Source organism: Christiangramia sediminicola (assembly GCF_031344135.1).
In the GTDB taxonomy this organism is placed as follows: Bacteria; Bacteroidota; Bacteroidia; order Flavobacteriales; family Flavobacteriaceae; genus Christiangramia; species Christiangramia sediminicola.
The window spans coordinates 69557-92021 of record NZ_JAVJIU010000003.1 but is presented as its reverse complement, the minus strand read 5'-3'; the positions used below and the strand labels follow the sequence as shown (position 1 = coordinate 92021).

At 38.1% G+C, this 22465-nt stretch carries 15 protein-coding genes; 7 read left to right on the top strand and 8 right to left on the bottom strand.

The window, feature by feature from the left end; translation table 11 throughout:
• Positions 1-21: 21 nt before the first annotated feature.
• The gene (gene wrbA / locus RE431_RS07775; RefSeq protein WP_309561410.1) at positions 22-624 is read left to right on the top strand and encodes an NAD(P)H:quinone oxidoreductase; all 603 of its coding nucleotides are present in this window, start codon (positions 22-24) and stop codon (positions 622-624) included.
• Positions 625-731: 107 nt separating this feature from the next.
• Here the strand turns inward: wrbA and RE431_RS07770 are convergent, their stop codons facing one another.
• The 4 genes from RE431_RS07770 to RE431_RS07755 form a co-directional block, all read right to left on the bottom strand.
• The gene (locus RE431_RS07770; protein WP_408914515.1) at positions 732-2840 is read right to left on the bottom strand and encodes a M3 family metallopeptidase; all 2109 of its coding nucleotides are present in this window, start codon (positions 2838-2840) and stop codon (positions 732-734) included.
• A gap of 217 nt (positions 2841-3057) precedes the next feature.
• Positions 3058-4089, bottom strand: coding sequence for a helix-turn-helix domain-containing protein (locus tag RE431_RS07765; RefSeq protein ID WP_309561408.1), 1032 nt, complete (start codon positions 4087-4089; stop codon positions 3058-3060).
• 126 nt (positions 4090-4215) lie between these two features.
• Positions 4216-6774, bottom strand: a complete 2559-nt coding sequence (locus RE431_RS07760; protein ID WP_309561407.1) for an ABC transporter permease — start codon at positions 6772-6774, stop codon at positions 4216-4218.
• A gap of 2 nt (positions 6775-6776) precedes the next feature.
• Entirely contained in the window at positions 6777-7457 is a 681-nt protein-coding gene (locus RE431_RS07755) for an ABC transporter ATP-binding protein (protein WP_309561406.1), read from the bottom strand.
• A 71-nt stretch (positions 7458-7528) separates the two neighbouring features.
• On the opposite strand from RE431_RS07755, the gene RE431_RS07750 reads away from it, so the two are divergent.
• Complete coding sequence (locus tag RE431_RS07750; protein ID WP_309561405.1) at positions 7529-8215, top strand: arylesterase; 687 nt, start codon at positions 7529-7531, stop codon at positions 8213-8215.
• 9 nt (positions 8216-8224) lie between these two features.
• Here the strand turns inward: RE431_RS07750 and RE431_RS07745 are convergent, their stop codons facing one another.
• The 3 genes from RE431_RS07745 to RE431_RS07735 all read right to left on the bottom strand — a co-directional run bounded on the left by RE431_RS07745 (position 8225) and on the right by RE431_RS07735 (position 10945).
• Positions 8225-8614 (bottom strand): hypothetical protein, encoded by a 390-nt coding sequence (locus tag RE431_RS07745; RefSeq protein ID WP_309561404.1) that lies wholly within the window; start codon positions 8612-8614, stop codon positions 8225-8227.
• A gap of 1 nt (position 8615) precedes the next feature.
• Entirely contained in the window at positions 8616-9170 is a 555-nt protein-coding gene (locus RE431_RS07740; protein WP_309561403.1) for a hypothetical protein, read from the bottom strand.
• 368 nt (positions 9171-9538) lie between these two features.
• Complete coding sequence (locus RE431_RS07735; protein ID WP_309561402.1) at positions 9539-10945, bottom strand: MBL fold metallo-hydrolase; 1407 nt, start codon at positions 10943-10945, stop codon at positions 9539-9541.
• A gap of 281 nt (positions 10946-11226) precedes the next feature.
• Here RE431_RS07735 and RE431_RS07730 point away from each other — a divergent pair, with 281 nt between their 5' ends.
• The 5 genes from RE431_RS07730 (at position 11227) to RE431_RS07710 (ending at position 20927) form a co-directional block, all read left to right on the top strand.
• A complete protein-coding gene (locus RE431_RS07730) occupies positions 11227-11898 on the top strand; it encodes a TetR/AcrR family transcriptional regulator (protein WP_309561401.1) in 672 nt (223 codons plus the stop codon).
• Positions 11899-11902: 4 nt separating this feature from the next.
• Complete coding sequence (locus RE431_RS07725; protein WP_309561400.1) at positions 11903-13564, top strand: peptidase domain-containing ABC transporter; 1662 nt, start codon at positions 11903-11905, stop codon at positions 13562-13564.
• A gap of 1 nt (position 13565) precedes the next feature.
• On the top strand, positions 13566-14921 hold the full coding sequence (locus RE431_RS07720; protein WP_309561399.1) for an HlyD family secretion protein: 1356 nt from the start codon (positions 13566-13568) through the stop codon (positions 14919-14921).
• On the top strand, positions 14918-16306 hold the full coding sequence (locus RE431_RS07715; protein ID WP_309561398.1) for a TolC family protein: 1389 nt from the start codon (positions 14918-14920) through the stop codon (positions 16304-16306). The genes RE431_RS07720 and RE431_RS07715 overlap by 4 nt, the downstream gene beginning before the upstream one ends.
• 130 nt (positions 16307-16436) lie before the next feature.
• Positions 16437-20927, top strand: a complete 4491-nt coding sequence (locus tag RE431_RS07710; protein WP_309561397.1) for an ATP-binding cassette domain-containing protein — start codon at positions 16437-16439, stop codon at positions 20925-20927.
• Between the two features lie 2 nt (positions 20928-20929).
• On the opposite strand, the gene RE431_RS07705 is transcribed toward RE431_RS07710, so the two are convergent.
• Positions 20930-22411, bottom strand: coding sequence for an MltF family protein (locus RE431_RS07705; protein ID WP_309561396.1), 1482 nt, complete (start codon positions 22409-22411; stop codon positions 20930-20932).
• Positions 22412-22465 lie beyond the last annotated feature (54 nt).

Below are 22465 nucleotides of genomic sequence, written 5' to 3'. Positions count from 1 at the left end.
GATTTAATAAAACTTATAATTATGAATATTGCAATCATTTATTACAGTGCGACAGGTACTAACCATAAAATGGCCAATTGGGCTGCTGAAGCCGCTAGATCTCATGGAGATTACGATGTAAGATTAAGAAAAATTAGAGAGACAGCACCTAAGGAAGCCATGGAGGCTAATGAGGATTGGAAAAAGCATCATCAGGCAACACAAGATGTTGAAGTCGCTGAGTTAGATGACTTAGAATGGGCAGATGCGATTATTTTCAGTATACCAACAAGATATGGCAACGTACCATCACAGGTACAGGCCTTTTTTGATACTACCGGCGGCTTGTGGAGCCAGGGGAAATTGGTTAATAAAGTAGTTTCGGGTATGACGAGTGCACAAAATCCACATGGCGGGCAGGAAAGTACTTTACTATCACTTTATAAGAGTATGTACCATTGGGGAGCGATAGTCGCTGCACCAGGATATACTTCTGAAGAATTATTTAAAACAGGAGGAAATCCTTACGGATTCAGTACCAATGGTGGAGTAGATAATCTTGATGAAAAGGCGAATACCTCAATCTCGCATCAGGTAAAACGCGCAATAAAGATCGCAGAATGTATCAAAAGCAGTATGAAATAGGAATTCCATTTTTTATAAATTGAAATGGCTTAAATTATTTTCGAAGCCATTTATAATGAAAAATGCCCTGAGTTCTCAGGGCATTTTTCATTATTCTTATCTAAAATTTATTTTTCATCTTTTTCCGGAACAGGAAAACCTCTGTCACGCATTAATGCATCGATCTCTGCATCTCTTCCTCTGAACTTTTTATAAGCTTCAGCAGGATCCATAGCATTTCTAGGAGCAAAAAGATATTTTACCAGCTTGTTAGCCACTTCCTTATCATAGAATCCACCTGGCGCATCGGCAAAAGCTTCTGCGGCATCAGAGGTAAGTACATCAGCCCATAAATAACCGTAATATCCGGTTGCATATCCTTCACCTGAAAAAACATGTCCAAAATGTGGCGTACGATGACGCATCACAATCTCTTCCGGCATATTCAATTCTTTTAAAGTTTCTCTTTCAAAAGTATCCGGCTCAATTTCATCAGGATCTGTAGTATGATATTTCATATCCATGATCGCCGAAGCAAGGAACTCGGTAGTTGCAAATCCCTGGTTAAATGTAGATGCTTTTTTAATCTTTTGCACCAGCTCATCTGGAATCACTTCATTTGTCTCGTGATGTCTCAGGAACTGGTTGATCACTTTATCAGTAGATAACCATCTTTCCAGTAATTGAGACTGAAATTCAGTATAATCTCTCACTCCGCTGTTTAAAGTTGGATATTCGATATCTGCGGATAGGAAATGCAATGCATGTCCAAATTCATGAAAGAAAGTTTCCGCATCATCCCAGGAAACTAATACAGGCTCACCAGGAGCAGGTTTTATAAAGTTCGAGTTATTAGATGAAAGAACGGGCTTTTTACCCATAAGCTCACTGTAACTGCGGTAGGTGGTAGCCCACGCTCCAGATCTTTTTCCCTGTCTTGCATAAGGATCAAGATACCAAAGCCCTACGAGCTCACCAGAATCTTTATCGCTCACTTCCCAAACTTTTACGTCTTCATGAAAAACAGGAACAGTTCCTTCTTCTACCGGAGAAAATTCAAAGTTGAAAAGTTCACCAGCCGTGAAAAATAGTGCCTGAGTCAGGTTTCCAAGTTCCAGATACTGTTTTACTTCTTCACTATCCAGATCATATTTTTCTTTTCTAACCTTTTCAGCATAGAATCTGTAATCCCAAGGCTTAATAGTAATATCTGCACCCTCAGAATCGGCAACTTTCTGCATATCGGATACTTCCTCCTTTACACGTGCGAGTGCAGCCGGCCATACTTTCATCATTAGATCCATCGCGTTTTCAGGATTTTTAGCCATCCTGTTTTGCAAACGCCATTGTGCATAATTATCATAACCTAAAAGTTCCACACGTTCATCACGTAGCTTAAGGATCTTTTTTACGATCTCGTTATTGTCAAATTCATCGGCATTATCTCCTCTGGAATAATAGTTTTTCCAAACCTTTTCTCTCAATTCACGTTCAGTAGAATAGGTTAGAAAAGGATCCATAGAAGATCTTGTATTAGTAACCGCATATTTACCTTTTTCACCACGATCTTCTGCAGCCTGTGCTGCAGATTTTACATATGATTCAGGTAATCCCTCCAGCTGGTCTTTTTTTAGGTAGATCACATAATTTTCTTCATCTGCCAGTACGTTATTAGAGAATTTGGTATAAAGCCCTGAAAGTTCCTTATTGATCTCAGCGTAGCGTTTTTTGTCAGCCTCATTAAGATCTGCTCCCTGCATTGCAAAATCTTCGTAGATAAGATCTACAACTCTTTGTTTTGCTGGTTCAAGTGGTTCATTTTGCGAATTCTCGTAAACAGTTTTAATCCGTTGAAATAATTTCTCATTCTGACTGATCTTAGAAGAGAATTCTGAAATTTCCGGAGCAAGTTCTTTCTGAACTTCTCTGAATTCAGGACTCGAAACGTTACTGCTGTAAATGCCATAATAGGTAAAAGCACGGTCCAGTTTCTGTCCGGCTTTTTCCATAGGAATTATGGTATTTTCAAAGGTTGGTGCATCATTATTTGCCGTTATTTTATCAATATCGGCAAGATGTAATTCCATTCCTTTTCTAATCGTAGGCTTAATAAGATCTACCTGCATTTTATCGAATGCCGGAACACCTTCATAAGGTCCGGTCCATTCTGAAAGTAGGGGATTATCTGTCATAGATTTTTTTTCATTTTCCTGTTCCTGCGCCTGGGCATAACCCATCACAGAGACGAGTGCAAAAACACTCAGTCCTTTTTTTAATCTTTGGTTCATGTTCTGTTTCCGTTTGTAAATAGGTCTGAATATACGAAGTATTGAATTTTTATCAGAAAGCTTAACATCAATATAGCATTCAGGTATTTGATCGATTCAAATACGATCATTCGCTTGTTTTATTAAAAATGTTTTAGGAAATGATCTGATTTAATAAGCTAACTTTCTATTTCTGAAGTTTATTGGAAGTGGCCTTGCCGGAAAGCACTTTTCGAGGTGAAACTCCATATTTGGCTTTAAATATCTTAGAGAAATAACTTCTGCTGGAAAGACCAAGCTCATACACCACTTCACTTACGTTCTTATTCCCGGCGGTAAGCATATTAAGCGATTTGCTCAATCTTATATCCCTAATATATTCGTTCACGGTTTTCCCATAAATCACCTGAAATCCTTCCTGAAGTTTGTTGGTGTTCACCCCGGCGATTTGAGCCAGATCATTTACCGTTCCTGTTTGCGAGATATTAGCATCAATATATTCTACCGCTGCTTCGATAGCCTTACGGTCTTTTTCTTTCATCTCATTGCTTTCGAAGCGCTGACTTTCCTTTTTAAACCTGGCCAGCATGTAGCTCAGTACTTCCAACGCTTTTGCTCCAATAAAATTGATGCGTGGGAACCCAGTAAGATTACAATTCCTAATCTCTTTGATGGTATCTGCAGTTTTTAAACTGAAACTACCGGTTTCGGAAATTCGGTTCTTTGCCTGTATATCGCTAAAGATTTTATAAAATACAGGCTCCAGGTCGTGAAGATCGAATGAAAAATATTGCTGAAATTTTAAACGATCTATTTCCAGGTAGCATACCACAATATCTTTATCCTTATTAAAAATAAGACTGTGTTTTTCCTTATCGGTTGGAGCTACAATTAAAAACTGATGGTCTGAAATATTTACCAGGTCTTCATCATTTTTAAAATGACTCTGCACCTCGCCCTTAACGCAATAAATAAAACGTATTGGTTTTATAAATGGTTGAGAAATACACAAACTAATATCGGTATTCAGCTTGCAATGATAGGTGTATAAGCCAATTCCATTAGGGAAGTTGATTCCTTTAATAGTTCCTTCACCTTTACTTTCAGGAATCTCAAGCTGAAATTCTCCAAGGTGTTCGGAATATTCGGTTCCAAATTCGCTCGCAAGTTCAGGTATAAATTCGTCTACATCATTTAATTCTAAATGATAATTTTCCATGTTTTGGTTGGTTCAAGTTTAGCCAGTTTTAAAAATACGTCCTACTTCCTTGATTCACCTAAAAATCTCAGTTAAACTTATACTAAATCCTTTTTAAATATCTATTTCGGCAGTGAATTTGTGCAATTACTGCAATTCTTTCCGAAGAACCACCAGTGGGGGACTTTTGATCACACCAAGACTATTGCTTAAACCAATAGACATTACCAGAATAATAATTCCAGGCAGTAAAATCAGAAATGGAATCAGTGATGGAATAAAGCTTGTTTCAAAGACAAAATACCCCAGAAGCTGGCTACTAATAAGTGAAAGGATAATTCCCGAAAAAGCACCAATAAACCCGAGGTAGAAATATTCTAATGCCAGTATTTTAAGGATCTGGTCACTTTTAGCACCAAGTGTCCTTAATAATACACTTTCCCGAATTCGTTGGTATTTACTCGTACGCACGGCACCTATCAATACAATGATTCCTGTTAGAATACTGAAGAATGCGATAAAGTTGATCAGCCATGAGATCTTGCTTAAAATCTTTTCGATCAAACTTAAGACCTGCCTTAGATCAATGATAGTAACATTTGGAAATTTACTAACTAGTGCCTGCTGAAGTTCTGCTGAACCGGTTTCATCTTTAACTTTAGTGGTAAGCACACGAAATTGCGGAGCATCTTCCAGGACACCACTTGGAAATACCACCGAAAAATTCAGCTGCATTCTACTCCAGTCTACGGTGCGCACACTTCCCACAACTGTATTCAATAAAACTCCCTGAACGTTGAAGCTCACTTCATCTCCAATAGAAACTTCAGCATCTTTGGCGAAATTATCACTTACCGAAATCGGGATTGGGCCATTTGCTGGCTTGTTTCCAATCCATTCTCCCTGTTCGAGAACTTCCGAATCTATAAGAGAATCACGATATGTTGTCCTGAATTCGTGCTGTAATATCCAGCCATTAACCGTAGAAGTGCTGTCTTCCCGAATATCATTTACCGATCTTCCTTTTAAACTTTCCACACCCATGGTGACAATAGGAATATTCTCCAGAACGGGAAATTGATTTGCCTGAATAGTTGCTGCGACTTGCTCTTGTTGCTCAGATTGAACATCCAGAAGTATCATATTAGGACTTTTAGCCTGTTCTTCCAGTGAAGCCTGAGCCAGAAGTAGATCTTTGGTAAAATATAAAGTGCTAATAAGAAATGTACCAATCCCAATTGCCAGTACCAAAATTAGCGTTTGATTTTGAGGTCTGAATAAATTTAAAAGACTCTGCCTGGAAATAAATCCCCAGCTGGAAGGGAAATATTTTCTGATCATTTTCATGAAAAGATTTGCCACACCTGCCAGTAAGGAGAAGGTTATAATAATCCCCAATACAAAGAATACCGAATATTTCCAGTCTTCCAGTAACCAGAAAGCGAATAGAAAAATAAATAAAAAAATACCCAGCAATACCAGTATTCCTGCGGTTGTAGATTTTGAACCATCGTTATTTATCACTCTCAAAGCCTGCAATGGTGAAACATATAAAGTTCCCATTAGTGGATAAAGCGCGAAAAGAACAGACATCAGTATACCTAGCAGAATTCCCATGAATATCGTCCTTAGATCAAACGATATCTCAACATTTACCGGTAAAATATCCTGAAGGATCAATGGAAATAGTTGCTGCAAGACAAGTCCCAGGGAAGTTCCGATTATACCACCAATTAGACCTATAATGGCGATCTGGATCAGGTAAATGAAAAAGGTCTGTTTTCTGGATGCCCCAAGGCACTTTAATACCGCAACCGATCGTAATTTTTCTTTTATATAAATATGAATGGCACTGGCAATTCCTATACAACCGAGCAATAATGCGATAAATGCAACCAGGTTTAGAAATTTTCCAAAGTTTTCATAGCGGCGCCCTAATCTTTCACTGGTAGATTTATGCGTGTCCAGGTCGGCATCATTCGCGTCTAGGATCGGATCTATTTTTTCTTCGAATTTTTCAAAATTCAAACTGGGTTCAGCCTTGAAGTAATAATTATAACCAATTCTACTTCCTACCTGAACCAGCCCGGTTTTTTCAATAAATTTATGTGGAATGATTACCGGAGGAGCAATAGAGCTGAAAATAGCTGCACTTCCCGGCACCGATTTCAAGGAGCCTCCGATGGGTAGCGTTACCTCACCTATTTTAATTTTGTCACCAACCTCGATTCCTAATTGAAGCATCAAAGTGGCATCAACCAGCGCTGTTTCATTTTGGAGATAATTTCTTGCAGCAGCCACCGGCTCAGTTTCCATTTCTCCGTACAAAGGAAAATCACCCTTTATTCCACGAACTCTAACAAGCTTAGTGCCTTTCTTTCCTGGAAAGGCTGCCATAGAAGCAAAGCTGATCTCTTCAGAATCTGGACTGCCCAGTGAATCCATAATAGACTGAACCCTTTCATTAGGCTCATTGTCCATGTCGATTCTATAATCGGCACCCATCAAAGATTTTGATTGCAGGGCAATATTGTCCTTCAGGTTATTGCTAAAAGATTGAATAGAAACTACCGCTGCTATTCCCAAAACAATAGAAGCCATAAAGAGGATCAATTTCTTTTTACTTGCTCTACCATCTCGAATGGCCATTTTTAGCAACCAGTTGAAGTTTGCTTTTTTATTGAAATTTGAATTCTGGTTAGGCATTTTTAGGCATTTATAGTTTCAAGTACACGTCCTCCTTTTAGCCTGAGAATTCTCTGCGTTTTTTTAGCAAGTTCCATATCGTGAGTTACGATAACCAGCGTGGTTCCTGAATCGGCATTTAGTTCCATCAGTAATTCAACCACTCGTTTTCCAGTTTCTTCGTCAAGATTACCTGTTGGTTCATCAGCAAAGAGAATATCAGGCTTAGTACTGAATGCCCTGGCGAGGGCAACCCTTTGTTGTTCACCTCCGGAAAGTTGAGAAGGATAATGATCAAACCTGTCTCCAAGTCCCACTTTTTCCAGAAGTTCCTTTCCAACTTTCGTAGCTGACTTATCACCTCTTAACTCTAGAGGTACAGCCACATTTTCCAAAGCTGTAAGGGTTGGAATAAGCTGAAAATCCTGAAATACGAAACCCACTTTTTCATTTCTTAATAGCGCTCTCTGGTCTTCAGATAGATCATTGATCAAGGTTCCGCAAAGTTCAACGCTGCCAGAATCTGCCTGATCCAGACCTGCACACAGTCCTAGAAGAGTCGTTTTTCCACTACCTGACGGTCCAACAATAGCAAAAGTTTCATTTTCCTCAATATCAAAACTGATGTTTTCCAGCACAGTGAGTTGTTTTGACCCGCTGCTATAGCTTTTCTTCAGATTTTGAATGTTTAAAATTTTTGCCATCTTCTTACTTTTAGGTTTCTTTATCAGGAGAAACAAAATAAAGAAATGATTTTAATTAAATCTACCCGATCATGAGAAGCTTCACATTGTTTTTATCATTGTTTATGTTCATTACACTCACATCATGCGGAGAGAGCAATAAAGAAGAGAAGCAACAAAAAACTGAAATTTTAGCGGCAAATGACAATTCTGAGGAAAATGCTGAACAGGTCATCCTTTTCTTCGGAAACAGTCTTACCGCGGGATACGGGTTAGAAAAAGGAGAGGCTTTTCCTGAATTGATCCAGCAGAGAATCGATTCTTTAGAGCTGAGTTACAAGGTGGTAAATGCCGGTTTGAGTGGAGAAACCACTTCTGGAGGTAAAAATAGGATTGATTGGGTGCTTAAACAAAATGTTGATGTTTTTGTTCTGGAACTTGGTGCAAACGACGGGTTAAGAGGAATAGCGATCGAAGAAACCAAAAATAACCTTCAGGAGATCATAGATTTCGTAAGGGAACAAAATCCTGAAATTGAGATTATTCTTGCAGGAATGCAGATCCCTCCAAATATGGGGCAGGATTATACTACGGGCTTCAAACAGATCTTTCCTGATCTGGCAGAAAAGAATGATGTTTACCTTATCCCTTTTCTCTTGGAAGATGTAGCCGGTATACCTGAATTGAATCAGCAGGATGGAATACATCCAACGGCTGAAGGTCAGAAGATCCTGGCCGATAATGTCTGGGATGTGCTGGGGGAAATTATTGAAGATTAAAGCCTGAATTTACTTCAATTTCTTTATTGATTGATTTATCGCAAATGTAGTGCACAGGGAGATAGCGGCTGTGGTTCCAAGACTACCACCGAATCCTTCAAAGTATGAGCCTGTTAGCAGGTAGATCGTTGAAAAGAAAAGGCCTGAAACTGCAATTACCCAGTATTTTTTTATAATGCGTGAACTTGCCATTCCTATGAATGAGCAACCCATCACAACCAGCGGTATGTTGTTTGAAAGATAGCCTGTGGAAATATCAGGGAATAAATGAAATAATCCCCCTGCAAGAACAGATACTCCTGCTGAAGCCATGACTCCTCCCAATTGTAAACTGTTATTCAGATAAAAGGTTAGCAATGCTCCAGTTATTCCGGAAAATATGATAATACTTATTTCCATATTAGCTAAAAATAAATATTATCATGGAAATCGTAATTACTCCACCAAAGGCTATGGTTCCAAGCTTACCGCCAAATCCTTGAAGAGTGCCTTTGGAAATGATAAGGATGAGACCAGTAAAAAAACCAGCTAGCGCGATGAACAAATAACCATTTGCGATCATAGGAGCCGTCATACCAGCAAATGATCCGCAGTAGATCGCTACTGGTAGCTCACGAAGTAAATCAGATCTTTTATTCATAAGCGGAATAAAAGAACTTAATAGTCCCACAATTCCAGCTGAAAGAACTGCTCCGAATTCATAGGCTACATTCAAGGCATAGGTAATAATCGCACCTAAGATTGATAAGAATACTAACAGAAGATCAATTCTTTTAAACACAGAATGATCGGCCTTGAAGTTTCTGAAATAAAAGATTCCGAGAAAAGCAACCAGGCACAAAAGAAAAATAACTGATGACTTATCATCCCTATTCTCATAGATCACTACGCCAAGGAAAATAAAATGCAGACATAGAAGAATTAAAACAGGTATTTTCTTTAGGAGTTGCGTCAATTGCAGATTATTTAATTTGGCAGCAAAAGTCAGAAAAACTTTGGAACTATTGCAGAATAACGAGTGATTAACTTTGTTTAAAAAACTAGTCGAATTATCCTGAAATTTTTAACCCCATTCTCTGTGCCTAATTATAGCTGATTTTTCAATAGAAAAACTTGAAATAAGTAAACCTAAATCAGGATAGAATAATAAGTCAGGAGGAGGGAATCTATGTATTTATGATCGGCAGAATATTAGCAGCGAAGAGAAGGAATTGTTATTCTACAAAACATATTACTCCGTTTCCATAGTAGAATAATTGGATTGCAAAAAAAAAGAGTAGCTTAAAAAAGCCACTCTTTTCAGTACTATTTGTTCTGATAAGTTTACTTCAAAGTTGATGGACACACGTAATTGGTTGTATTAACACCTGCTTCTTTGATTGCTTTATAACCACCCTGAACATCGATCAGGTTATGGATACCACGACTTTTCAAAATAGATGCCGCTATCATACTGCGATAGCCACCTGCACAGTGCAAGTAAAAATCTTCATTTTCGGGATATTCAGCTAAATGCTCATTGATCTCTGAAAGTGAGGTATGTTTTGCATCAACAACATGTTCAGATTGAAATTCTCCGGGTTTTCTAACATCAAAAACCGGAGCTTTTTCTGCCATTGGCTTAAACTCTGAAGCAGGAATAGTTCTTACTGTATCTATTTCCTTTCCTGAATTTTTCCAGGTTTCAAAACCTCCTTCGAGGTAGCCAAGAGTATTGTCAAATCCTACTCTCGATAACCTGGTTATAGCTTCTTCAATCCTGTCTTCATTTCCGATTAACAGAATTGGTTGCTGTACATCTTTAATTAAGTCTCCAACCCATGGAGCAAAACTTCCGTCAATACCTATAAAAATAGAACCGGGTATATGCCCTTTTGCAAATTCGCCTTGATGTCTAATGTCCAGCATTACTGCACCGGTCTCATTTGCCGCAGTTTCGAAAGCATCTGCATTTAAACCACTGTGTCCTTTAGCCATTACTTCATCAATATCCTGGTATCCTTCCTTGTTCATTTTCACGTTCATCGGGAAATAAGCTGGAGGTGGTAAAAGGCCATCGGTAACTTCCTTAACGAATTCTTCTTTGGTCATATCAGCTCTTAACGCGTAATTCATTTTCTTCTGATTACCTAGAGTGTCAACTGTCTCCTTCATCATATTCTTTCCGCAAGCTGAACCGGCACCATGAGCCGGATATACGGTAACATCATCAGCCAGTGGCATTATTTTGTTTCGAAGGCTATCATATAAAGTTCCGGCAAGCTCTTCCTGAGTCATATGTGCAGATTTCTGAGCAAGATCTGGTCTTCCCACGTCGCCTAAGAAAAGAGTGTCTCCGGAAAATAAGGAATGGTCTTTACCATTCTCATCTCTTAGCAAGTAAGTTGTACTCTCCATGGTATGTCCAGGGGTGTGCAGCACTTTAAAAGTAACCGCTCCCAATTTGAATTCCTGACCGTCTTCAGCAATAATAGATTCAAAATTAGTCTTTGCATTAGGCCCGAAAATGATAGGAGCCCCGGTTTTCTCTGAAAGCGTTACATGTCCAGAAACGAAGTCGGCATGAAAATGAGTTTCAAAGATATATTTGATCTTAGCTCCGGCTTCTTCAGCTTTATTTATATAAGGCTGAACTTCTCTTAGCGGGTCTATGATCGCGACTTCGCCATTACTTTCAATATAGTAAGCTCCCTGAGCTAAACATCCTGTATATATCTGTTCTATTTTCATAATCTTCAATTAAAACTTTCTAAGCTAATATTTTTCAAAATTAATATAAGTATGCTGTCTTCCAAGTAACTTTTATTACATACATCCATTTTGGTCAAATTAGAGATAGTTTCTTCAAAATTGAAACGATTTACTTATTAGAAAATTGAAGCAAAATATTCAATTTTTAATGGATGTTGAGATTAGTGTAAGAAAAAAAATAGCTAGACAGGTGTTAATTAATAGCTAAACTTTGATATTCTAATAGTAATACTATTATTTTTGAACTTTTTGAAAATGAAATGGAAGAACTTTTAAAAGATTTAAAGATAAGAATTAACGAGGATTTGTTCCTTAAAGACCCTGAATCCAGTAAACTAGGAAAGAAAATTTTAGGGGAAGGCATACTTCTTATCTCGGAAATTGGCTTTGAGGAATTTACTTTCAAGAAGCTAGGGAAACGAATAGGTTCGAATGAAAGTTCGGTCTACAGGTATTTTAAGAACAAGCATATTTTTCTTGTTTACATAATTAATTGGTTCTGGGGCTGGAAAGAGTTTCAACTCACTTTTGCTACTCATGGTATTCAGGATCCCTTAGAGAAATTATTAAAGGCAATTGAGGTGATGGCTCATCCAGTGGAAGAAGATATTCGTTTTGCTCACGTTAATGAGGTTGCACTTAATAATATCGTTATTAATGAGGCTTCTAAATCTTACCTCACCAAAGAGGTAGACCAGGAAAACCAATTTGGATATTTCCTTATTTATAAAAGACTTATCAGCCGCATTAGTAAAATGATAGATGATGTAGACCCGGAATACGCGCATCCTTACAGTCTATCTTCAACTATTGCAGATGGTGCGCTCCACCTTCATTTTCTGAACAAACACTTTTCAACGATTACGGATGCGAAAGGTAAATGTGATCCTTCACATTTTCTGAAAAACATGGTTACAAACCTATTGAAATAGAGAAATGGAAAAAAAATATAGTCCTTTAAAAAGATTTGTTGGATTGCTGAAGCTGGAAAAACGGGATTTTCTTCAGATTTTCTATTATGCGATTTTTGCTGGTTTTATTAGCCTGTCGGTACCATTAGGAATCCAGGCGATCGTAAACCTAATGCAGGGAGCAAGAATTTCTACATCCTGGTTCGTACTTGTTATATTAGTGACCTTAGGAGTTGCTTTTGTTGGTGTTTTACAGCTAATGCAGATACGAATCCTGGAGAATGTTCAGCAGAAGATCTTTACACGATCTTCATTTGAATTCATTTATCGCTTTCCCAAGATAAAAATGAACCAGTTGCGAAATTTCTATCCGCCTGAACTGGCTAATAGATTTTTTGATGTATTAAATATCCAGAAAGGATTATCTAAAGTAGTCATTGATTTTCCCGCAGCATTAGTGCAGGTATTCTTTGGCCTCATCTTACTTTCTCTTTATCACCCGTTCTTTATCATTTATGGATTTCTACTGGTCATTTTACTATATATAGGCTTTAAATTAACAGGTAAAAGAGGATTGGATGCGAGTATCGCAGAATCAAAATACAAATACCGAATTGCTCACTGGATCCAGGAAGTTGCGCGTACGCTGGTAAGTTTTAAAGTTTCCGGAAGAACTAATTTCGCAATTACCAAGAATGATAATATGTTATGCGATTATCTTGATGCGCGTGAAAGACATTTCCAGGTTTTACGAATTCAGTTTGTTCAGTTAATTCTTTTCAAAGTTCTGGTAACTGCCGGACTTCTGGCGATAGGAGGTATGCTGGTACTAAATCAGGAAATGAATATAGGGCAGTTTGTGGCGGCAGAAATCATCATTCTTTTGATCATTAATTCTGTTGAAAAGATCATACTTGGGATTGAATCCTTTTATGATATTCTAACTTCTCTTGAGAAAATGGGTCAGGTTGTAGATAAGGAATTAGAAGACCAGGGAGGTGAAAAACCTTTTGAGATTGGAGAGGAACTGAAAATTGAACTGGATGGAGTTCAGTATAAAGGTTTTAATGATAAAAAGATCCTGAAAAACATCAATCTGAAAATTAATCCGGGAGATAGAATATTACTGAAAGGTGAAAATGGTTCCGGTAAATCTACTCTTTTGAAGATTATTTCCGGGTTATATACACCAAGTCTGGGTGAAATATTTATAAATGATATTTCAATTCATGCCTTAAATCCTAATCACTACAGGGCATTGATTGGTCAGTCGTTAACAGAAGAATCTCCATTTGAAGGTACTATCCTGGAAAATATTACCCTTGGTGATTCAAGTATTCCTAAACAGGATATTCAATGGGCACTGGAAAAAACTGGCCTGGTAAGTTTCATCAAACAGCAGCCCAAAGGCTTAAAAACCATGATATTTCCTGAAGGAATTCAAATGCCTTATTCCATATCCAAAAAGATCATTCTGGCCAGAAGTATTGTTAAGAAACCTGCGGTTTTAATTCTTAACGATCCGCTAGATCAATTAGACGACAATGATGAAGATAAGATCCTTGAATTCTTGTTCAGTAAAGAGAATAAGTGGACGATTATAGTTGCGAGCAAGGAAAAGAAATGGGAGCAATATTGCGATAAAATGATTTGGCTAGATAACGGAAAAATTAAATCCAGAGATTAAGATGTTAAACATCACGAAAAATAAATTGCACGAAAAAGTAGATCTTACCCAATATGCTTCGGGAAAGAAGGTCTTTAATGAGCGTAATCAGAAATATTTCAACAGGTTTTTGATCGTGTTCGGTGTCATACTTATAATCATACTGTTGTTGCCATGGACGCAAACGGTCGCAGGTAAAGGCTACGTAACTACATTGACTCCGGCACAAAGACCGCAAACCTTGCAATCGCCAATTCCAGGAAAAATTGAGAAGTGGTACATCCGTGAAGGTGATTTTGTGGAAAAAGGGGATACCATTCTTCATATTTCTGAAGTCAAAAGTGAATATTTTGATACGATGATCGTGGATAGAACCGGTGACCAGATAAGAGTTAAGCGAAGCAGCCAGGAGTCCTATGAAGAGAAGATCCAGTATCTCTCTAACCAGGTAGGATCACTTCAGCAGGAAAGAGGTCTAAAGACAAATCAGGCTGAAAATAAACTTGAGCAGAGCAAGCTGAAATTCAAGAGTGATAGTATCGATCTGGAAGCAGCCAGGACCAATTATGAGATTGCGCAAAGGCAATACAATCGTATGGAAGCATTAAATGAAGAAGGTCTTAAATCTACTGCTGAGGTTGAAAATTACCGATTAAAACTTCAGGAAGCAAAAGCGAAAGAGATCGCCCAGGAGAACAAAGTTCTGGCTTCCAGAAATGAGATCATAAATGCATGGATAGAATTAAATAGAATTCAGGCTGAGTATGGCGAAAAGATCTCTAAGACTCAGAGTGATCGTTCTACTGCTGAAAGTGACCTATACCAGGCCCAGGCAGATATTAGTAAACTGGAAACAGATTTTGCCAATTACGATACTCGAAAGGGAATGTATTATATCCGGGCTCCACAGTCTGGTTATATCAATAAAGCGATTAAGGCCGGTATTGGAGAAACTTTCAAGGAAGGCGAACCACTGGTTGGAATTATGCCATCCGATTATGAGATTGCAGTAGAAACCTATGTAGATCCTATAGATATGCCTTTGCTTCATATAGGTGAAAAAGTAAGGGTGCAATTTGACGGTTGGCCGGCAATTGTCTTCAGTGGATGGCCTAACAGTTCTTACGGAACCTACGGTGCAGAGATCGTAGCAATTGAAAATTTTATTAGTCCGAATGGGAAATATAGAATCTTATTAGCTCCAGACGAAGAAGAACACGTCTGGCCAAAAGAGATTAAAATTGGCTCTGGAGCCTCTACTTTAGCCTTACTTGAAGACGTGTCTATCTGGTATGAACTATGGCGACAATTAAACGGTTTCCCTCCGAATTATTATACACCAGAAAGTTCAACTACTTCAAATGAAAAGAAAGGATGAGAAAATTAATTTTTTTTCTAATGACGCTTACTTTCGCTTTTTCCTCTGCACAGGAGCAGGATAGCCTGCAGCTGGAATTTGGAGAATATATGGCGATTGTCAAGAATTTCCATCCGCTAGTGAAGCAGGCAGGTTTGGTAGTAGATGAAGGTGAATTCAAGCTGATGAAAGCTCGAGGAGCATTTGATCCTAAGATCGCTGGTGGATTTTCAAATAAAGAATTTAAAGGAACAGAGTATTACAGCCTTTTTGATGCCGCGTTTAAAATTCCTACTTATTACGGTTTGGAATTCAATGCGAAATTTGAAGATAATGGTGGTTATTATCTGAATCCGCAGAATACAGTTCCAGAAGATGGATTGTTTTCAGCAGGTGTAAATCTTGATATCACCAATGGTTTATGGATGAGTGAACGCATGGCTTCACTTAAACAGGCAAAGATCTACCGCGAACAAACAAAAGCTAAAAGAGACATTGCCGTAGCTAATGTTATTTACAATGCGGTTAATGCTTATTTTGAATGGTATGCTACATACCAGGAACTGGAATTGTATGAGCGTTTTTTAGATAATGCAGAATTTCGTTTAGAGTCGGTTAAAACTTCATTTAGAGCAGGAGACATGCCTGCTGTTGATACACTGGAAGCGAATACTAATTATAGAAATAGAAAGATACAGTACCAGCAAGCGCAACTTGATTATACAAAGAGCTCCCTAAATTTATCCAATTATCTCTGGACAGATAATGATGTTCCTGTAGAGATCACAGAAAACGTATTTCCAGATGAAGAACTTTTCCAGGAAGTAGATCAACTATGGATTCCCAATGAATTGAATGCCTTGGAAGATGTAGAGAACAATCCCAAGATAAGATCTCTGGAATATGATCTTGATATTAGAAGAGTAGAACGAGATTTGATGGGAAATAAGTTGCTACCAAATATCGATCTTACCTACAACTTCCTTACGAGCGAGCCGAGAGAATGGAGAGGCTTAAATACAGCAGATTACAAATTCGGATTGAAACTTGAATTACCAATATTCTTGCGTAAGGAGAGAGGGAATCTTCAGCTCGCCAAGGTTGCTTTAGAGAATACTCGTTTTGAATTGATAAGTGCCAGTCGCGAAATTGAAAATAAAATCCAGGCGCTCCAAACCGAGATCGCTTCTTTTAGAGAACAGTTGGTGGAAATGAATGAACTTGTAGATAATTATGATGATCTTGTTTCTGCTGAGGTACGCTTGTTTCAGCTTGGCGATAGCTCACTTTTCCTGGTAAATAACAGGGAGAATTCCTTTATTTCAGCTAAATTAAAAGAGATCAGTCTGCAGAAGAAATATCTGAAAAGCAGGGCAGAACTTAAGAAGATCACCGCCAATTTTTAAGAACTGTAATATGATAAATACGACCTGTTCTAAGTGAAAGATTAATATCCTGTTGTATTCTTCTTAAACCCGTTTCTAGCTGTAAGAATCTTTTTATATTGAAATTTCTAAAAAGAAATTTCAAGCTTATATGCGCATTATTAATGCCCACCAGAATAATCTCAAAAATATTGATTTAAGTATTCCTGAAAATCAATTAATTGTGGTGACAGGTTTGTCTGGTTCCGGGAAATCTTCATTGGCGATGGGCATTATTGGAAATGAAGGTTATCGTTATTTCCTGGAAAGTCTTCCGGCCTATAATCAGCAAAATGCCCAAATGATTCCAACTGCTGAAGTTGATGATATTGAAGCCTTACCGCCGGTGATCAAAGTGGAGCAGTCCAAACGTTTTCAATCTATCAATGCTACTTTTGGAACGCTTTCTGAACTTACTGCTGTTTTCAGAATTCTATTTGCCCGTTATTCGGCTGAAGAAACCATGAGTAAATCTCTTTTTTCTTTCAATCATCCAAAAGGCGCCTGCGAGCGCTGTAGAGGAATTGGAGAAGCAGAATATATAGATCTGAACAAACTGGTTGGGGATAAGAATAAAACCCTGAGAGAGGGTGCAATCACTACCACACTACCAAGCGGATACATCGTTTATTCACAGGTTACTGTTGAGGAACTGAATAAGGTTTGCGCAGAACACGGCTTTAATGTGGATATTCCTTGGAAAGATTTATCTGATGAGCAAAAGGATGTTATCCTGAATGGAAGTGATCGTATCAAAGTTTTCTACGGAAAGCATAGTATAGAATCTCGATTGCGCTGGAAGGGTTTTAAAGCAAAACCTCGCGAGGAAGGATATTACAAAGGAATTCTTCCTATTATGAACGATATTCTAAAACGGGACCGGAATCCTAATATTCTGAAATTTGCCAGTTCGAGTATCTGTCCTAAATGTAAAGGTGCACGGATCAAAGCGGAACATCTCAAATTTAAATGGCAAGGCCTGAATTTCCAGCAATGGATGGAACTTTCGCTGAACGATCTATATGAAAAGCTGAAGTCCCAGGATCTGAGTGCAGGGGAAGAGGTACTGGTTGATAAGATCTGTGACCAGTTATTTGATCTGATCAGACTTGGAATGGAAGATTATAAGTTAAGCACACCGAGTACTGAAATTTCTTCTGGTGACGGGCAGCGTATCAAACTGATCAAACAGGTAAATAGCAGTTTACAGGGAATTCTTTATGTTTTCGATGAACCATCCATTGGTCTTTCTGAAAATTATCAGAAGCATTTAAGACATATTCTTGATCGCTTGATTAGCCGTGGAAATACGGTTATGGTTGTAGAACATGATCTGAATTTTATCAAAACTGCTGATTGGATTGTGGAGCTCGGCCCCGAAGCTGGGATTCATGGCGGAGAAGTAATTTTCAACGGGACTATAGATGACTTTCTGAATTCAAAAGAATCATCAAGTCCGACTTTAGCTGAATTACATCAGGAAAATACAAAACCCAAGAATAGGTCAATATCTGAATCAGCGGATTCATTTCAGCCGCAATTAGGTGAACTTGCTGTAATCAGCAGGAAAACTCAGAAGATTCTCAACAAATTAAATGTCTATGCAAAAAAGCAGGATTTAAAACTGGTTGCGGTTTCAGATCAGCCTATTGGGAAAACACCTCGAAGCAACCCGGCTACTTATACCGGGTTGGCAGATAAGATTCGTGATCTTTTCGCGAAATCTTTGGAAGCCAAATCTCAGAAACTAACTAAAAGTGCATTTTCTTTCAATAATAAGACAGGAAGATGTGAAACCTGTGAAGGCGCCGGAGTGATAACGCTTTCCATGAATGTTATGGGTACTATCAACCAGGTTTGTCCCAGTTGTAATGGGAAACGTTTTAAACCTGAGGTTTTGAAGGTGCACTGGAATAATAAAACAATCGCCGATATCTATAATCTCAGTATTGAAGAAGCTTTGGATTTCTTTTCTGGAGAGAAAAAGATTAATACGATCCTATCATTAATGCTACAATTAGGTTTGGGTTATATTAAATTAGGGCAACCTTCCAACACCTTGTCCGGAGGTGAAGCACAACGAATAAAACTTACCAAGCATTTTGCCAGGCAATCCAAAGATACGCTACTTATCCTGGAAGAACCTAGTATAGGTTTGCATCAGAAAAATGTAAGACAGTTGTTGTCTGCTTTGCACGAACTCAAAAAACAAACAGCCGGGATTTTCTGTTTTGAAAATCATTCACTATTCCAGTCTTCCTGCGACAGGCTCTTAGATAATGCTCTAAAAACGCAAAGCGAAGAGCTTAGAAAATTAAAAGATCAACGCACAGATAAGATATCCATAAAAGGTGCGCGAACTCACTATTTAAAAAACCTCGATGTAAATTTTCCAAAGAATAAATTATCGGTGATCACGGGTATTTCAGGATCAGGAAAATCATCTTTGGTCATAGATACACTGCATGGCTACGGACTTCAGGAAATGACAAAGCAATTTTCGGCTTATCAGCAATCCAGGGCGGGTGTGAATTTTCAGTTGGAAGTGGAACATATTGAAGGCTTAACTCCTACGATCTGTGTAACCCGAAAGGAAAAAAATTTTACGGAACGTTCTGATATTTCAAAACAAACCGGGATTGATAAGATCCTGAGATTTGCATTTTCACGGAAGGCTCAATTTGAAGGAGAAGAACTTTCTGCCAGTCATTTTTCAAATAATCATGAGTTAGGGAAATGTGCTGTTTGCGATGGGATTGGTGAGGAACTTCTACCTGATCTTGATAAGATTGTACTTGATGGAGCGATGAGCATCGCAGACGGACTATTTGAGCATAACAAATCGCTTGCTTACTATGGTCAGGCAGATAGCCAGTATATGGCGATTATTAAAGAGATAGGTGCAGAGTATGGTTTTGATCTGAATACACCATTCACAGATTTTTCAGAAAAGCAGAAAAATATAGTGTTTTACGGTACTGGTGAAACTGAATGGAAAACGAGCTGGGAATTTAAAACGAAGACCAGAAAAGGCTCGCAGGATATTAAAATGCAATGGAAAGGACTTTTCCAGTATTTGACAGATGAATATTATAAAACACGTAAGAACAAGCATATTGAAAAACTGAAAGCTTTATTTACTCCTTCGCAATGCAGTCATTGCATGGGAAGCGGATTAAAGCCGGAGCGTCTCAAGTTCCAGATTGCAGGAAAATCTATTCATGAGATTAAATTGATGGACTTTCAGGATTTAGAGGATTGGTTGTCTGGAAAAATTAAAAAAGAGAAAGTAGATGAACAGCTAATCTCTAAAATTGAACCGCATCTTATCAATACCATTAAACGCGCCAGGCAATTACACATTGATCATTTGCAACTTAATCGAAAATCGTATACGCTTTCAGGTGGAGAAAATCAGCGGGTAGCGCTTATCCAGCAGTTAAACTCCCCGCTTAAAGGAATCACCTATCTTCTGGATGAACCATCGGCAGGATTGTCAAATGATAATATTCCAGATCTCATCCAGATCCTGAAAGAATTGATCGATAAAGGAAATACGGTTCTGGTGATCGAGCATAATAAAGAGATTATTTTGTCTGCGGATGAGCTGGTAGAGATCGGTCCTGAGGCAGGAAAACAGGGTGGTTACATAACCTATCAGGGAAAACCTGAAGAATTTGTAAAAGAAGTTAATTGTCATCCTTACTTAAAAGAAGTCTCTAACCCGGTTGAACTGAAAAAGACTAATACAGCTATAAAAATTCAGGATATTTCGAGATATAGCCTGGTGAGGAAAACTCTGGAAGTTCCCATTGGAGGGATCACAGCCATTAGCGGAAAATCAGGAATTGGTAAAACTACTTTGGTAAAGGATATTCTCATTCCGAGCATTGAAACCGGCATACCCGTGAATTGTAGGAGCATTAAATTCCCTAAGAATTATACAGAAGCGCATTATTTCGAAACTAAAAAACTGCGGTCTCATTCCAAGACCTTACTGGTTTCATATTTGAATTTATTGAAGGACATCAGTAAGATTTTTTCCATTGAAACCAGTCTTAAGGCTCGTGATTTTTCTTATAAAACCAAAACGAGTCAGTGCCCGAATTGTAAAGGAAAAGGCTATTTGGAAACCAGTCTGGATGTCGCTGCGAACTCCATCGAAAAATGTGAAGTTTGTCAGGGTCAGCGATACCAACCTGAAATTTTGAAACATCAAGTTCAGTCAAAGAGTATAGCTGAGGTACTTGCCTTGAATATTTTTGAACTTGAAAAATGGTTTGAAATGTCTAAAATTCCAGAGAAAACAATGAAGTTCTTGGGTCAATTAAAAGAGATCGGCTTGGCGCACTTAAGGCTTGACCAGCCGGTACAATCTCTTTCTTCAGGGGAAAGGCAACGATTGTTATTGCTGAACTGGTTACAGAAAAAAAAGTCTAATATGTTGTATATTTTAGATGAACCAAGCACTGGACTACATTATTCTGATATTGATCTTCTGTTTGCAATACTTGAAAAGCTCAGTAAGGATAACGATATTCTAATCATAGATCATAATCCGTATTTACTTCAGAAAATAGGAGTAGGGGTTGTGCTGAAATAATTTCAGGAACGATCGGCGATCTGAATTTCTGGCTCCTGATCTATGAATTGTTTGTAGTGTTCATAGCGCAGAAAAATATCGCGAACATAGTTATATGGTTCAGATCCTCTAACATAACCATGGCGAACCACATCATCCAGGTAATATTTTTTCTGGGTGAGTTTCAGGATATATTCTTCCACGTTATTGTCCCATACATTAGGATTTTTTCCGTTTTTTTCTGCCAGACGCATGGCATCAAAAACATGACCGGCACCACAATTAAAAGCGGCCAGAGTAAATTTCACTTTCTGAATAGAATCTGTTACATTTTCAAACCGATCTCGCATTCTGTCCAGATATTTTACACCGCCTTTTACATTCTGTTCAGGATTAAAAGTATTGCTTACCCCAACTTCTTTTGCGGTGGCGGGCATCAATTGAATGAGTCCGGTTGCTCCCGCCCAAGATTTGGACTTAGGATTAAACCTTGATTCCTGATAAACCTGTGAACTTAGAAAGCGCCAGTCCCAACCTATCCTCGAAGCATTTGATTTGATAATATCATCGTAACGGCTGATCTTATTTCCATTTTTGCTGTAGAAATCACTAGCAACCCTACCTCGATAAGACTTTTTGTTTTTGAAATATTTATTGTAGATCACATAATAATCATCAGTTTTTTTCTCTTTATCAATCCATTTATTGATGGCATTCATAAGCTCCGGAGAATTTTGTCTTACCGCCCAGGCAATGCGTTGTGAAAATGATATTCTGGTGTCAATATCAAGAATAGGATAGAAGGTTTTATTTACGGCGGCAATATTATAATCGGCAATTGTTCTTTCAATTTTGCCATCTACCACCATCTTGATGATCTCATCTGTAGTTTTGTTTCCGGGAATATGTTCAATGGGAATTTCGGCACCCATTTCGTTCTGCAAATTTTTAAGTCTTTCGGCATACGATGAATTTTCCCGAACCCATACGGGATCATTTATCAATTCCAAGGTATTTGAGATTAATTGCCTGTCTATCTTATAACCCGGCAACGATCTCCAATTTTTGGGTTTACGCTGTACTAAGACCTGGTGCGTTACATAGTGGTTCTTGGTAAAGCTAACCAGTTTTTTTCTCGGTTTCGTGATCGTAAGACCGTAAGCGATAAGGTCACTATCACCATTGTTCAACATATCAAAAAGCTCATCAATATCGTCTGCCACGGTAATCTTCAGTTCAAGGTCGAGATCATCGGCCAGGCGAGACAGTAGCTCGTATTCAAATCCCATAGGCATTCCTTTATAAAGAAAATAACTGGTAGAATTATAGATGGTTATCGCGTGAAGAACACCATCCTTCTTGATTTCTTCAAGATCCTTATATGTTTTGTAGGGAGCGTCATCATCAGAGAAAAATGCTTTATTATCTGAATTCCGATTTCTGTTAGAACAACCTGAGATAATTAATAAAACGACAATAAAAAGAGCGATTGGTTTTATTTTCATGGCTCATAAAATACAATATTCTATCGTTTTATTTAAATATTTGTTAAAAAACTA

Coding starts and splice junctions, on each gene's coding strand:
- wrbA (WP_309561410.1), top strand. CDS start 22: ATGAATATTGCAATCATTTATTACAGTGCGACAGGTACTAACCATAAA.
- RE431_RS07770 (WP_408914515.1), bottom strand. CDS start 2,840: ATGGGTTATGCCCAGGCGCAGGAACAGGAAAATGAAAAAAAATCTATG.
- RE431_RS07765 (WP_309561408.1), bottom strand. CDS start 4,089: ATGGAAAATTATCATTTAGAATTAAATGATGTAGACGAATTTATACCT.
- RE431_RS07760 (WP_309561407.1), bottom strand. CDS start 6,774: ATGCCTAACCAGAATTCAAATTTCAATAAAAAAGCAAACTTCAACTGG.
- RE431_RS07755 (WP_309561406.1), bottom strand. CDS start 7,457: ATGGCAAAAATTTTAAACATTCAAAATCTGAAGAAAAGCTATAGCAGC.
- RE431_RS07750 (WP_309561405.1), top strand. CDS start 7,529: ATGAGAAGCTTCACATTGTTTTTATCATTGTTTATGTTCATTACACTC.
- RE431_RS07745 (WP_309561404.1), bottom strand. CDS start 8,614: ATGGAAATAAGTATTATCATATTTTCCGGAATAACTGGAGCATTGCTA.
- RE431_RS07735 (WP_309561402.1), bottom strand. CDS start 10,945: ATGAAAATAGAACAGATATATACAGGATGTTTAGCTCAGGGAGCTTAC.
- RE431_RS07730 (WP_309561401.1), top strand. CDS start 11,227: ATGGAAGAACTTTTAAAAGATTTAAAGATAAGAATTAACGAGGATTTG.
- RE431_RS07725 (WP_309561400.1), top strand. CDS start 11,903: ATGGAAAAAAAATATAGTCCTTTAAAAAGATTTGTTGGATTGCTGAAG.
- RE431_RS07720 (WP_309561399.1), top strand. CDS start 13,566: ATGTTAAACATCACGAAAAATAAATTGCACGAAAAAGTAGATCTTACC.
- RE431_RS07715 (WP_309561398.1), top strand. CDS start 14,918: ATGAGAAAATTAATTTTTTTTCTAATGACGCTTACTTTCGCTTTTTCC.
- RE431_RS07710 (WP_309561397.1), top strand. CDS start 16,437: ATGCGCATTATTAATGCCCACCAGAATAATCTCAAAAATATTGATTTA.
- RE431_RS07705 (WP_309561396.1), bottom strand. CDS start 22,411: ATGAAAATAAAACCAATCGCTCTTTTTATTGTCGTTTTATTAATTATC.